Raw genomic sequence first — 14,203 nt, forward strand, 5'->3', positions numbered from 1 at the left:
AAACTATTTGACACTTCCACTCTTCAACAAATACTAAACAAGAAATCAGAAATACCGAATAAAAAATGGGTAAGGAACTAAAATCAGTAGACTACGGTCTAGAAAAAATATTTGAAGGAGCGCAGGATTTTTTACCGCTTCTGGGCACTGATTATGTAGAATTTTATGTGGGTAATGCCAAGCAGGCGGCGCACTTTTACAAAACCGCTTTTGGTTTTCAGTCTTTTGCTTACAGCGGGTTAGAAACCGGTCAAAAAGATCGTGTGAGTTATGTATTGAAGCAGGATAAAATTCGCCTGGTGCTTACTTCGCCGCTTAACAGCGACTCGCCGATTAATGATCATATCGTAAAACATGGCGACGGCGTAAAAGTAGTTGCCCTTTGGGTGGAAGATGCGCGCAGCGCTTTCGAAGAAACCACAAAACGCGGAGCAAAACCCTTTATGGAACCTAAAGTAGAAACCGATGAGCACGGCGAAGTCGTACGTTCGGGGATTTACACCTATGGGGAGACCGTACACATGTTTGTAGAGCGCAAAAACTATAAGGGTCAGTTTATGCCCGGGTATAGAAAATGGGAATCTGATTACAACCCGGAGCCTACCGGTTTAAAATATATTGATCATATGGTAGGTAATGTGGGCTGGGGCGAGATGAACACCTGGGTGAAGTGGTATGAAGAAGTCATGGGCTTTGTTAACTTCCTAACCTTTGACGATAAGCAAATCACCACCGAATATTCGGCTTTGATGAGTAAAGTGATGAGCAACGGTAACGGGCGTATTAAATTCCCCATTAACGAACCGGCAGAGGGCATTAAAAAATCACAGATTGAAGAGTATTTAGACTTTTACGAAGGTCCCGGGGTGCAACACCTGGCTGTAGCAACAGATGATATTGTCAAGACCGTTTCAGCACTAAGAGCCCGAGGCGTTGAGTTTTTGCCGCCACCTCCACAAGCCTATTATGATGACATCCCACGCAGACTCGGTGCGCATATGGATACGATGAAAGAAGATTTAACCAAACTTCAGGAACTTTCTATTCTGGTAGATGCTGATGAAGAAGGTTATTTGCTTCAGATATTCACCAAGCCGCTACAAGATCGCCCAACCTTATTTTTTGAAATCATACAGCGTATGGGCGCGAAAGGTTTTGGTGCCGGTAACTTTAAAGCCCTTTTTGAGTCTATTGAGCGCGAGCAGGCGCAACGCGGAACACTTTAACCGTTTTAGATATACTATTGAAGCTAAATCCCTGTTGTACAAACGGGGATTTTTCATTTTAATGATAGCATAACCTGTGAATAATACACTTTTGGCTACTTTTGGAACAACTCTTGTAAAAGCATAGGTATACGCTTCAAACTAAGAACTATGAGAAAGATATATATACTTTTAATGTTGCTTATGGCAGCTTCTTTTACCTATGCTCAGGAACCTGCATTTCAGGATGGAGAATGGTTTCGTTTTCGCATCAGCTATAGCGGCTGGTGGAAGGCAGGAGAAGCAACTTTGGGAGTTGTGAACGACACCTATAAAGGTAAGCCGGTCTATCACGTAAAAGGAAAGGGAGTCACTACCGGGATGACCAAATTATTTTTTGGTGTAGAAGACTACTACGAAACCTATATCGACAAACAAAGCACGCTACCGTATCGCTTTATTCGGAAAATTGATGAAGGCGGTCATACTAAAGACAAGGTTATCGACTTTGATCAGCAGGCGCGCGTAGCTACGGTAAACGATAAAAAACACAACAATACCACGACGTATAAGACAGAGCCTTCCATTCACGATATGGTGAGCAGTTTTTACTATCTGCGCAATTCAATTGACACTAAAAACCTGAAAGAGGGTGACGAGACCGTGATCAATATGTTTTTTGATCAAGAGAACTTTAAGTTTAAGCTGAAGTTTTTGGGGCGTGAGGTGATCAAAACCAAATTTGGAAAGGTAAACAGCCTAATCTTTAGACCCTACGTACAGGCGGGACGTGTATTTAAAGAGAAAGAAAGTCTAACGGTTTGGATAAGTGATGATCAAAATAAAATACCTTTGCAAATCAAAGCAGATTTAGCGGTAGGCTCTTTAAAAGCAGACATTGAAGCGTACAAAGGTCTTAAGCATCCATTCTACATTATACAAGATTAATGACGCATACAAGCAGTCCTGAAACTCAAGAACAATTAGAAGCCCTACAAAATAAGTTTGATGCGATGGGCCAAAACCTGGATCATCAGCTGGAAGGTTTTGTTCACAGTAAACCCATTAACTACTGGGATTACATTCAGGTTGATACACTGCTCAGTTTGCAAAACCAGCGCACGCTTGTTCCTGATGAGATGGTGTTTATTATGTACCATCAAATCAACGAACTGCTTTTTAAAATGATTCTCTGGGAAATTGAGCAGGTCGCTTATACTCAGGAATTAAATGTTGCGCATTTCAGTGAAAAACTACAGCGCATCAGTCGGTATTTTGATATGCTTACTACTTCCTTTACCATTATGCGCGAAGGGATGCAGATGGAGCAATATCTTAAATTCAGGAGAACGCTGAGTCCGGCAAGTGGTTTTCAGAGCGCCCAGTACCGTCTGATAGAATTTGCTTCCACAGAATATATAAACCTTATTGATGCCCGCTTTCGCGAAAGCTTTAAAGCAAAAGATGAGCAGGACCCATTGTATTACGATGAGGTAATAGAGCACCTGTATTGGCAGGCTGCCGGTAAAGACTACACTACCGGAGAGAAAACGTACACGTTAAAAGACTTTGAATTGAAATATAAGGAAGACTTTATACGTTTCTTAAAAGCTTACAAAAACTTAAATTTGTGGTCAAAGTTTAAAATGTTGCCCGCCGAAGATCAAAAGGATGCAACGCTGGTAGCGGCGATGCGTCATTATGACCATACGGTAAATATTAAATGGGTAATGTCTCATTATCATACTGCGGTACATTATTTAAATCAGGGCAAAGAGCCCCTGGAAGCCACAGGTGGTAGTGACTGGGTCAAATACATGCATCCCAAATATCAAAAACGTATATTTTTTCCTGATTTGTGGTCTGAACAAGAGCGCACAGATTGGGGTAAAAACATTTAATCGTAATCCTTAACTATCAAAAGCCCAAAATTGAAAAAATTAAGTCTCATACTTATGGCTATGCTTACCCTAATAGGCTGCGCCGACGATGAAACAAAAGAAAAAGAACCCGTTGTACAGGAGGTCAAAAAACCAAAAACCAAAAAATTTGGTTATATACTTGAAGATTACGAGGTTGTGTCAGATACCATTCAACCCGGTGATAGTTTTGGGCAGATTCTTTTTGAAAACGGAATTGATTACGGGACTATTCAGCAGATTACAGATTCGGTTGCTTCGGTATTTGATACCCGAAAGATCGTTGTAGGTAAACCCTACACGCTTTTAAAAAGTAAAGATTCAACCGGCCAGGCTCAGGTCTTTATCTACGAGCAAAACAAGATTGACTATGTAGTGCTTGATTTTAAAGATGAGGTCGTGCAGGCTTTGGCCAAAAAGAGACCGGTTACCGTAAAAGAACGTATCGCATACGGAGTTATTGAAGACAACCTTTCAACCACCTTTGATGATCTAGGTTTGAATATTCTGGTTGCTTACGGAATGGCAGACATTTATGCCTGGACTATTGACTTCTTCAAGCTTCAGCCCGGCGATAAGTTTAAAGTCATTTATACAGAAAAATATATCAATGACACCATTCCGGCAGGTTTTGGGAAGATCAAAGCCAGCTGGTTTGAACATAAGGGTAAACCCATTTATGCTTTCGGTTTTATAAGTGATAGTCTAAAAGGAAAGCCTGACTATTACGACGAGCAGGCCGATAATTTAAGACGTGCTTTTTTAAAGAGTCCGCTTAAGTTTGGGCGTATTTCTTCGCGCTACAACTTGAAACGTAGAATTGCCTACTACGGTAACCGCATACGTCCACATAAGGGTACCGATTTTGCCGCGCCGGTTGGCACGCCTATTATGGCGACTTCAGACGGTACCGTGATCGCTTCAGAGTATCGGGGTGGTAACGGTAATTATGTGAAACTCCGCCATAACGGCACCTATGAGACCCAATATTTGCACATGAGTAAACGAGCTGTAAATCGTGGTGAGTATGTGCGCCAGGGAGAAGTAATTGGTTATATTGGTATGACCGGAAACACCAGCGGACCTCACGTTTGCTACCGTTTTTGGAAAAATGGCAAGCAGGTAGATCCATTCAATATTGATTTACCTACTTCAGAGCCCCTGGCAGAAGAACTGCAGCCTGAATATTTTGAACACATAGCTCCTTTACGAGCGCAACTAGATGAAATAACCTTCGATAAATCAATTTAGACATGAAAAAAATCAATCCCACACAGACCAAAGCCTGGAAGGCCCTTCAAGCTCATTTTGAAAAGGTAAAAGATCTTCAAATGAAAAATTTGTTTGCCGATGCCGGCCGTGCGGAAGCGTTCACCTTAAAATGGGATGATTTTTTAGTTGACTACAGCAAAAACCGAATGACTGCAGAAACCAAATCGTTACTGCTTGATTTGGCTGAAGAAATGAATCTGGAAGAAGCACGCGCAGCCTATTTTGGCGGAGCCGAAATTAACGAGACCGAAGGCCGTGCGGTGATGCACACTGCTTTACGTCAGCCTAAAGATGCGCACGTAAGCATTGATGGTGAAGATGTGATTCCTGAGGTTAATGACGTAAAAGAAAAAATAAAAGGTTTTTGCGATACGGTTATCAGCGGAAGCCATAAAGGGTATACCGGCAAAGCTATTACCGATGTGGTGAATATTGGTATTGGAGGTTCAGATCTGGGCCCAGTGATGGTTGCCGAAGCATTGGCCTATTACCACAATCATCTCAACGTGCATTTTATCTCTAACGTAGATGGCGATCATGTGCACGAATCATTGAAATCTTTGAATCCGGAGACTACTCTTTTTGTAATCGTCTCAAAAACCTTTACTACGCAGGAAACCCTTTCTAACGCCAATACCGCTCGTAAATGGTTTTTAGATAAGGTTGCGGGCGCAGCAAGTGAAGGGGAAGCGGTGGCTAAACATTTTGTTGCGGTTTCTACAAATGAGGAAGCGGTGAAAGACTTTGGTATAGACCCGAATAATGTGTTCACGATGTGGGACTGGGTTGGCGGTCGTTTTTCACTATGGAGTTCTGTTGGCCTTTCTATAGCTCTGGCAGTAGGATACAGCAATTTTGAAAGTATGCTTGCAGGAGCTCACAAAGCCGATGGGCATTTTAAAAATGCTAATTTGGGCGAAAACATTCCGGTGATGATGGCGCTTACTACGGTTTGGTACAACAACTTCTTTGGTGCCGAAAGTGAAGCGATTATTCCATATACCCAGTATTTACACCGTTTTCCGGCCTATTTGCAGCAAGCAATCATGGAAAGTAACGGGAAAAGCGTTGACCGTAATGGGAAACACGTAGATTATCAAACTGGTCAAATCGTTTGGGGTGAACCGGGAACCAATTCACAACACGCCTTTTTCCAACTCATACACCAGGGAACCAAAATTATCCCGACCCATTTTATTGGGTATAAACATTCCCTTCACGGCGATACCGATCATCACAATAAGTTGATGGCAAACTTTTTTGCGCAGACCGAAGCACTTATGAATGGTAAAACCGAAGCAGAGGCTCGCGAAGAACTTCAATCTTCAGGGATGGATTCAGATGCCATTGAAAAACTGGTTCCGTTTAAAGTATTTGATGGAAACAAGCCTACGACCACACTTTTGATTGACAAGCTAACTCCTGAAAGTTTGGGAGCTTTAATTGCCTTGTACGAACACAAGATCTTCACAGAAGGTATCCTTTGGAATATCTACAGTTACGATCAATGGGGTGTAGAATTAGGTAAACAACTCGCCAAAAATGTACTGAACGACCTCAATTCAGATCAGGTAGCTGCTCACGATGCTTCAACCACGCAGTTGATTAAAGCTTTTAAGAGTTAATTAACGGGTGTTGATAAGTTTTAGATTTAATTCAACGAACTGGCTTTTAGCGAGTTGTTTGTTGCGTTATTTTTAGCAGAAGTTAAAAAAGAGAAAATAATCCTTAACGTTCTCTTAATATTTAAATGGGTCTTTTATAAGACTTTTGCGCAAAATCTAAACTTAAACAAGCACAATGAAAAAAATTACAAGTTTACTTACACTTGTGTTTCTTTTGCTTACTGCTGCGGCACAGGCTCAAGGGACTATTCGTGGAACTGTAGTAGATGGTGAGAATGGTACACCCCTACCCGGAGTTAACGTTGTTATTGAAGGCACCACAAACGGTGTTTCAACAGACTTTGATGGTATGTTTACCATTCAGGTAGTAGAAAACACGGGTTCTGTACGTGTTTCTTATGTGGGCTTCGCTCCTAAGGTTATTCCATTTGACCTCTCGGGTCAAAAAGTTATTGATTTAGGTACCATTGAGTTAGCTATGGATGATAATGCTTTAGATGAAGTAATTGTTCGTTCTTACTCTTTAGCTATAGATCGTAAAACACCTGTTGCAGTTTCTACAATTAAAGCTGAAACTATCGAGAATCAATTGGGTAATCAGGAATTTCCTGAGATTTTAAAAACAACCCCCGGTGTTTATGCCACACGAGGAGGAGGTGGTTTTGGAGATGCAGAATTGCGTATACGTGGTTTTAACTCGGAGAACGTTGCGGTAATGATTAACGGTATTCCTGTAAACGATATGGAAAACGGTCGAGTATACTGGAGTAACTGGGCTGGTCTTTCTGATGTTGCAAGTTCAATGCAGGTTCAAAGAGGTCTTGGAGCTGCAATGATTGCTTTACCTTCAATTGGAGGTACAGTAAATATTGTTACTAAATCAACTGACATTGCAAAAGGTGGAAATGTAATGATGACTACCGGTAACGATGGGTATACTAAATATGGTTTTACACTTTCAACTGGTCTTTTAGACAGCGATTGGGCGGCGACAGTAAGTTTGTCCAGAACTTCTGGTAATGGCTTTGTTGATGGAACTCCATTCGATGCCTATTCATATTTTGTGAATGTGGCTAAAAAGATTAATGAAAATCACGAATTATCTTTTACCGCATTTGGAGCGCCACAACGTCACGGTCAGCGTCAAAATCGTCTTTTGATAGATGATTACAGAAGAAGTCCTTCTGGAATTAAAACTAATGTTGACTGGGGTTATAGAAATGGTCAGTTTGTAAGCATCGAAGATAACTTTTATCACAAGCCACAAATGTCATTAAACCACTATTGGACAATTAATGATAAATCTTCTCTTTCTTCTGCTGTTTACTATTCATTTGGTACCGGTGGTGGCGGTGGCTGGTCTGGTGACAATAAATTTCAATTTGGCACCAATTCTCCTTATCGAGACGGATTATATGGACCGGTAGATCTTGATGCTATTGCTGCAGATAACCAGGCAGCAGGTATTAATGGATCTGAAACAATCTTGAGAGCATCTCGAAATAACCACAATTGGCTTGGTGCTTTATCCCAATTCAATACAGAAATTTCAGATTTTATTGATTTCACTGGAGGTATAGACTTACGTATTTATAAAGGAGAGCATTATCAGGAAGTGACAGATCTCCTTGGAGGACTATATTATATTGATGATAATGATGAAAACGATCCGAATAAGTTAGTTCGCGAAGGTGATAAATTTAGCTACTATGATTTTGGATATACGAATTGGGCAGGTTTCTTTGCTCAGGCTGAATATGATAAAGACGCCCTTTCTGCAGTAGTATCTGTAGCAGGTTCTAATACAGCATATAAGCGTAAAGACTTTTTTAACTATTTAGACAGCGATCCTCAACGTGAAACTGACTGGATTAATTTCCCGGCTTTCAGTACCAAGGGTGGTGTTAATTATAGATTGGACACTGAAAATAACGTGTTTGCAAATATTGGGTATTTTGAAAGAGCACCATTTAATGATGCCGTATTCCAGAATTTTCAAAATGATGTGAACGCTGATGCCGAGAATCAGAAAATCTTTAGTGCAGAATTGGGTTATGGGTTTAGAGGAAGTAACTTTAGAGCTGACTTAAACGTATATCGCACTAAATGGATGGATAGAACATTTACCAGAAGATTTACTGACCCTAATGATAATCAATTTACCGCTAACATCTTAGGTATTGATGCATTACACCAGGGTATCGAATTGGAAATGCAATATCGTCCTGTTGATGCATTAACGTTGACCGGTATGCTTTCCGTAGGAGATTGGAAATGGGATAACGATGTTGAGGATGTGCCTATTTTTGATGAAGACCAGAATCAATTGGTTGATGATGAGGGCGAACCTGTTTTAGTAAATGTTTTGATTGATGGATTGAAAGTAGGTAACTCTGCTCAAACTACTTTTGCAGTAGGCGCAGATTACGCGATATTACCATCTACTAATATACGTGCCAACTTTAACTATGCTGGGGATTATTTCTCAGATTATAATCCACTAGGGCGTGATGAGAGAGGACCACAAACCTGGGAGATGCCAGCTTATGGATTACTGGATTTAGGTTTGACGCATCGTTTTGAATTTGGAGGTTTTAATGCTCAGATCAACGCTAATGTGTTTAACGTTTTAGATACAGAATATCTTTCAGATTCACAGAACGGTTCTGGTTCTGTTGCAGAGACGGCTCTTGTATACTACGGCCCTGGGCGAACGTATACTGTAGGTGCAAAAATTAATTTCTAAAAATATTGAAAATGAAAAATTTTATTTATTTATGGGTTTTTGCCCTGTTGAGCCTGGCAACAGTAGGTTGTGAGCCTCTAGAAGATATCAATGAAGAATTGGAGGCTAATGCGCCAGAATTCAACAATGATGGGAATGCAGTTCCTTATACGTTAACTGAGGATGACTATAGCGATCTTAAATTAGATGATAATTACTTCAATGATGAAGATGAAGCAAGAGCACTTATTCCTGCTTTATTAGAGCAACAATTTCCTATTCTGGGGAACGGATCTTTAGTTGAAGTTACATTTATGGTAAATGACACCCTCGAGCCTTCGTTTTATACTGTTGTAGAAGCAGATTATTCTGCAGCCGGGTTGGAAACTGATTATTTTCCAAACTTTGCTTCTGTTCAAGGTTTTCTTGAGGATGAGTTTTCGCAGTCTCTTGAAGGGGATTTAGTAGAACTTAGTTATAGAGTTCAAGCAGAAGTTATAGAATATGAACTTGTTGATGCAGATTATAGTTTTGCGGCTACTGAACTTGAGGATGAATATCCTGCTCAAGCCTCAAACTTAGCGAGGTTTGGTAATTTCAATATTCAAAATAATAGTAGTAGTGCTTGGAGTTTAGATCAAATTGTTGAGGCTATAGGTTTAATAATTGATGAAAATTTTGGTAATGATGAGACTAAGGTCTACAATGTTTCTTATAATGCCTATGATGGTTCAGACGTGAATAGGAATGTAGGGGTGCGTTTTGTAGATGGTGAGTATGTCGTAGAGTCTTCATTGGCTACATCTTACACTCTTAGTGAGTCTGATTATGATTTAATAGGTGTGGAATTGGCATCGGATTATCCTGGTCCGGCGGCGAATGCTGCGCGTTTTAGTAGTTTTGATATACGTGAAACAAGTGGTAATTACTGGCGTCCAGAAGCTATTCTTGAAGCATTCAATGTTGTTTTGAAAGATCAATTCCCAAGTGCTGTAGATGGTTCAAAATTCAATATTACTTATGCAGAGTTTCCTGGAGGTGCTACACGTGAAGCCAATATTTCACTTATAAAAGATTCTGGGAATTTTGTCGAAGATAATGAGCCGACAATAATTGTTGCGGACGTAACAAGAGTTTTTTCATTAACAGAAGGCGAATGGAATAGGCCTCTAGAGTTAGACAGTAGCTTGTATCAAAATGAATTTGGTCAACGTTTTTCCAACTTCGGAGATTTAGAAGATGCAGGTTATTTTATTGGCTTATATTTAGATCAGTTATTTCCTTATGCTCAACCTGGTGATTATAAATCAGTAGCGTTTAGATATTACAATGGTAGTCGTACGGTCACTAAATATGGAAGGTTTGAGTTTATTAACGGCTCGTTTAAATACTTGCCTGAAGTTATTGAAACCAAACTTCAATTTGGTAAAGAAGATGGAGAATGGCTGCCAGATAATACTATAGTTTATGTTCTTGCCGCAAGTGATTATGATTACGTTGCTGATCAGCTTGGAGCAAAATATCCTTCTGAAACTGCGAATTTGAGTCAGTATGGTAACTTTAATACATTCAGCTGGGATGACGCAGAATTGTTAGAAGCATTCAACATAATTTTAGTTGATATCGTTGCGCCTAACGCAGAAGTTGGTCAGAAATACCAGCTTGTTGTAAGCATTTATAACGGTTCTACAGTTAATGCTAATTATGCTTTAATAAAGACTGAGGATGGTTCTTGGAAATATCAAGGTTAATCTTTAGTGCATTAAATTTTAAAAACCTCCTGCAGCCATGTGGGAGGTTTTCTTTTCTATATTAAAATTGTATTATGAAAAAAGTTGAATTGAAATACTCCAAAATAGCTTTAGGCTTTATGTTAATTGGTTTGTTGGGTTGTAGTAGTGATGAAAGCCCTCAAAGCCAGGAGCCGGAAGCAGAAGTTAAAGCGCCAGAGGCAGTTGATGATACTTATACTACCGGAGAGAATGAAGTGCTAAGAATTTCAAATTTGCTTGAAAATGATGTGATCTACGATTATGGTAGAATAACAGAATTTGATGCATCTTCAGTAGAAGGTGGATCTATTAAAAAGAATAGTGATGATTCTTACAGTTATACACCTCCAGTAAATTATGTAGGAGAAGACAGTTTTGAATATACACTTTGTGATGCTGAATTACCTGCAAATTGCTCAAGCGCTAAAGTCACAATTACGGTTACGGGAGCAGAGCCTGTAGCTGTTGATGATAGTTATGAGGTTGAGGAGAACAGTTCTCTAGTTCTAAAAAACTTTACAGATAATGACGAACTTTTAGATAATGCAAAAGTTTCTTCGATAGATATTACCGGTTTGGAAGGTACTGCTGTTTTAAATGAAGATGCTTCAATAACTTATACTGCTCCAAATGGTTTTACGGGAGAAGATACCTTTACATATAGCCTGTGCGATGACGATGCCACGCCTAATTGTATGACAGCAAATATAGTAATTACGGTTACTGATGAAGGGAATCCAACAGCAGTAAACGATGAGTTTATAGCGAAAGCAGGTTCAAGTACTATAACCCTATCTCGGTTTTTAGAAAATGACAATCTTCTAGACGATGCTGCTGTTACAAGCTTAAGCTATTCCGGTTCAGGAAGTGTTGTATTAAATGAAGATCAGACAATCTCCTACACTGCTCCGGCTGGTTTTAATGGAATGGATGAAATAACTTATTCTCTGTGTGATGATGATCAGCCTAATGCTTCTTGCTCGGAGGGAATTATTCATGTGCAGGTTTACACAGATCAGCAGTCATTTACAATTCCATCTGAATTGAAAAGCTATTACGAGAATATTCCGTTTAGATCAGCAACTCAAGAGAACTTTGATATTTTGAGATTTTTCACCAGATATAATCACACAACTATTTTAGAATATACAGATCGTCACGATTACCTTTACGACGCAGATGAAGACCCGTCAAACTCTGCTAATGTAATCCTGATGTATACAGGTGAAAGTCGCGATCGCAGGGAGTGGTCATCTAGTGCAAATTCATATTCGCCACAAACCTTTAATACGGAACATGTTTTCCCGCAATCCCTGTTATCTACCGAAGATGCGGTGACTGATTTACACCATTTACGTTCCACAGATGATGCGATAAACTCATTGCGTCTCAATTATCCGTTTGTAGATGGAAGCGGTATTTACAAGTTGGTTAACGACAATTCCTGGTATCCCGGTGATGAGTGGAAGGGAGATGTAGCGCGTATGGTGCTCTACCTAAATATTCGTTATGGAGAAGACTTTAATAGAGTAGGTAACCTTGATTTGTTTCTAAAATGGAACCGCGAAGATCCGGTGTCTGAATTCGAAAAGCAGCGCAATAACGTAATTCAAGGTGCTCAGGGCAATCGTAACCCATTTATTGACAATCCGTATTTGATAACCTTGATATGGGGCGGCACACCTGCTGAGAATACCTGGCAGTAATTGATGTCTGAAAAGTTTAAAAACCCTTCCTGAAACGGAAGGGTTTTTTGCTTTCCACTGTTTTTAAAAGCATGGGTTTCACCTCAAAAAGTTATCTTTGAAAACCAAAAACTAAATCATGTATAACACCATACAATTTGTACACTCCTATTGGGCCTATCTTGTGCTCATCGTACTGACTATAACGACTATAAATGTGATTGTTTCCTATTTTGGAAATAAAGAATTTGGCGCCCGTGATTTTCGCCTAGCACTTTTTACATTGATTGTTACGCATATTCAGTTGCTGATAGGAATCGTGCTTTACTTTGTTTCACCATTAGGCGCTAAAGCCATCGCTTCTGAAGGGATGAGCGCTGCAATGAAAGATCCTAATCTGAGGTTGTACGTTGTGGAGCATCCGCTCGCGATGATTGTAACCGTAGTATTCATAACGATTGGCTACAGCAAACACAAAAAGAAACTGACCTCAAAGCCCAAGTTTAAATTACTGGCTATTTTTTATACCCTTGCATTGATTGTAATGCTAACACGCATTCCTTGGTCTAACTGGTTTTAAAATAGAGGTGAGATTTTAGACCCAATTATTTAGATAAAAAAACCCTATGACTAGCGCACTATTTATAGGGTTTTTAATTTTGTCTAACGTCTAACGTCTAACGTCTAACGTCTAACGTTTCATCCAGTCTTCGATTTCTTCAACCTCAAGCGGAATGTTGCGCATCAGATTAAAAGGTTCGCCACTTTCCTGAATCACTACATCATCTTCCAGACGAATACCAAAACCTTCATCGGGCAGATAAATACCCGGCTCTACCGTAAACACATTATTGGCTTGCATGGGTTCGTGCAGCAATCCGTAATCGTGGGTGTCCAGACCAATATGGTGTGAAGTGCCGTGCATAAAATACTTTTTGTAAGCCGGCCAGTCTTTGTTTTCGTTTTGAACATCAGCTTTATCAAGAAGCCCAAGACCTACTAATTCCGAAGTCATCAGTTTACCCACTTCTTCGTGATAGGGTCCCCAGAGCGCTCCGGGTACTAACATCTTGGTCGCTTCCTTTTTTACACGCAGCACGGCATTGTAAACTTCTTTTTGGCGCTCTGAAAACCTTCCGCTTACCGGGATGGTTCGGGTCATATCGCTACTGTAATTGGCATATTCTGCACCTATATCCAGTAAGATCAATTCTCCTGCTTTGCATTCAGAATTATTGACTACGTAATGCAAAACATTCGCGTTGTTTCCGCTCGCGACAATAGGCGTATAGGCAAAACCTCTGGAGCGATTTCTGAGGAACTCGTGCATAAATTCGGCTTCAATCTCATATTCCATTACGCCGGGTTTAACAAACTGAAGCACGCGCTTAAACCCTTTTTCGGTGATGTTACAGGCCTGCTGCATAATGTCGAGTTCAATAGGATCTTTAACCGAGCGTAAGCGCTGCAAAATAGGATTGCTTTTTGCCACGCGATGAGCGGGATACTGCTCTTTTACGGTTTTGTTGAAACGCGCCTCGCGGGTTTCGGTCTCCACATTAGCACGGTAATGCTCATTGGTGTTGATGTAAAGCGTTTCGGCCTGAGTCATCAGTTCGTAGAAAATTTTATCCCATTCCTTAAGCCAGTAAACGGTTTTTACACCGCTCACTTCATACGCATGCTCTTTGGTAAGCTTTTCACCTTCCCAGACAGCAATATGGTCATTGGTTTCCTTTAAGAACAGGATTTCGCGATGCTTTTCTTTCGGGCAATCAGGAAATAACACCAGGATACTTTCCTCCTGATCTACTCCGCTTAAAAAGAACAAATCGCGGTTCTGCTGAAAAGGCATCGTGCTATCTGCACCTATTGGGTAAATGTCGTTACTGTTAAACACCGCAAGACTATTTGGCTGCATAGCCTCCATAAAATTTTTACGGTTTTTGATAAATAAGTTGCGGTCTATAGGGTCGTATTTCATAATTGAATTTGAATTT

The 14,203-nt window shown here is 40.2% G+C and carries 10 protein-coding genes; 9 read left to right on the forward strand and 1 reads right to left on the reverse strand.

The genetic code is table 11. The features are described from left to right. Positions 1-65 precede the first annotated feature (65 nt). From hppD to CJ305_RS07060, 9 genes are all read left to right on the forward strand, one after another. Positions 66-1,226, forward strand: a complete 1,161-nt coding sequence (gene hppD / locus CJ305_RS07020) for a 4-hydroxyphenylpyruvate dioxygenase (protein ID WP_099645556.1) — start codon at positions 66-68, stop codon at positions 1,224-1,226. Positions 1,227-1,376: 150 nt separating this feature from the next. Then, on the forward strand, positions 1,377-2,153 hold the full coding sequence (locus CJ305_RS07025) for a DUF3108 domain-containing protein (RefSeq protein WP_099645557.1): 777 nt from the start codon (positions 1,377-1,379) through the stop codon (positions 2,151-2,153). Then, positions 2,153-3,106 carry a tryptophan 2,3-dioxygenase family protein gene (locus CJ305_RS07030; RefSeq protein WP_099645558.1) on the forward strand — a complete coding sequence of 318 codons (954 nt, stop codon included), beginning with the start codon at positions 2,153-2,155 and terminating at the stop codon, positions 3,104-3,106. The genes CJ305_RS07025 and CJ305_RS07030 overlap by 1 nt, the downstream gene beginning before the upstream one ends. A 30-nt stretch (positions 3,107-3,136) precedes the next feature. Continuing rightward, the gene (locus tag CJ305_RS07035) at positions 3,137-4,375 is read left to right on the forward strand and encodes a M23 family metallopeptidase (RefSeq protein WP_223248820.1); all 1,239 of its coding nucleotides are present in this window, start codon (positions 3,137-3,139) and stop codon (positions 4,373-4,375) included. A gap of 2 nt (positions 4,376-4,377) precedes the next feature. Further along, positions 4,378-6,021, forward strand: a complete 1,644-nt coding sequence (gene pgi, locus CJ305_RS07040; protein WP_099645559.1) for a glucose-6-phosphate isomerase — start codon at positions 4,378-4,380, stop codon at positions 6,019-6,021. 175 nt (positions 6,022-6,196) lie between these two features. Continuing rightward, positions 6,197-8,767 carry a TonB-dependent receptor gene (locus CJ305_RS07045; protein WP_099645560.1) on the forward strand — a complete coding sequence of 857 codons (2,571 nt, stop codon included), beginning with the start codon at positions 6,197-6,199 and terminating at the stop codon, positions 8,765-8,767. A gap of 11 nt (positions 8,768-8,778) precedes the next feature. Further along, positions 8,779-10,497 (forward strand): hypothetical protein, encoded by a 1,719-nt coding sequence (locus tag CJ305_RS07050; RefSeq protein WP_099645561.1) that lies wholly within the window; start codon positions 8,779-8,781, stop codon positions 10,495-10,497. Between the two features lie 74 nt (positions 10,498-10,571). After that, positions 10,572-12,224, forward strand: coding sequence for an Ig-like domain-containing protein (locus CJ305_RS07055; protein WP_099645562.1), 1,653 nt, complete (start codon positions 10,572-10,574; stop codon positions 12,222-12,224). Between the two features lie 118 nt (positions 12,225-12,342). Further along, positions 12,343-12,783: a hypothetical protein gene (locus CJ305_RS07060; protein ID WP_099645563.1), complete on the forward strand. Its 441-nt coding sequence runs from the start codon at positions 12,343-12,345 to the stop codon at positions 12,781-12,783. A gap of 111 nt (positions 12,784-12,894) precedes the next feature. On the opposite strand, the gene CJ305_RS07065 is transcribed toward CJ305_RS07060, so the two are convergent. Continuing rightward, a complete protein-coding gene (locus tag CJ305_RS07065; RefSeq protein ID WP_099645564.1) occupies positions 12,895-14,187 on the reverse strand; it encodes an aminopeptidase P family protein in 1,293 nt (430 codons plus the stop codon). Positions 14,188-14,203 lie beyond the last annotated feature (16 nt).

It is taken from the genome of Leeuwenhoekiella nanhaiensis (genome assembly GCF_002744755.1).
Lineage (GTDB): Bacteria > Bacteroidota > Bacteroidia > Flavobacteriales > Flavobacteriaceae > Leeuwenhoekiella > Leeuwenhoekiella nanhaiensis.

Excerpts from the sequence above, each read along its gene's own strand:
- CJ305_RS07065 (WP_099645564.1), bottom strand. The coding sequence starts at position 14,187 with ATGAAATACGACCCTATAGACCGCAACTTATTTATCAAAAACCGTAAA.
- hppD (WP_099645556.1), top strand. The coding sequence starts at position 66 with ATGGGTAAGGAACTAAAATCAGTAGACTACGGTCTAGAAAAAATATTT.
- CJ305_RS07055 (WP_099645562.1), top strand. The coding sequence starts at position 10,572 with ATGAAAAAAGTTGAATTGAAATACTCCAAAATAGCTTTAGGCTTTATG.
- pgi (WP_099645559.1), top strand. The coding sequence starts at position 4,378 with ATGAAAAAAATCAATCCCACACAGACCAAAGCCTGGAAGGCCCTTCAA.
- CJ305_RS07050 (WP_099645561.1), top strand. The coding sequence starts at position 8,779 with ATGAAAAATTTTATTTATTTATGGGTTTTTGCCCTGTTGAGCCTGGCA.
- CJ305_RS07030 (WP_099645558.1), top strand. The coding sequence starts at position 2,153 with ATGACGCATACAAGCAGTCCTGAAACTCAAGAACAATTAGAAGCCCTA.
- CJ305_RS07060 (WP_099645563.1), top strand. The coding sequence starts at position 12,343 with ATGTATAACACCATACAATTTGTACACTCCTATTGGGCCTATCTTGTG.
- CJ305_RS07045 (WP_099645560.1), top strand. The coding sequence starts at position 6,197 with ATGAAAAAAATTACAAGTTTACTTACACTTGTGTTTCTTTTGCTTACT.
- CJ305_RS07025 (WP_099645557.1), top strand. The coding sequence starts at position 1,377 with ATGAGAAAGATATATATACTTTTAATGTTGCTTATGGCAGCTTCTTTT.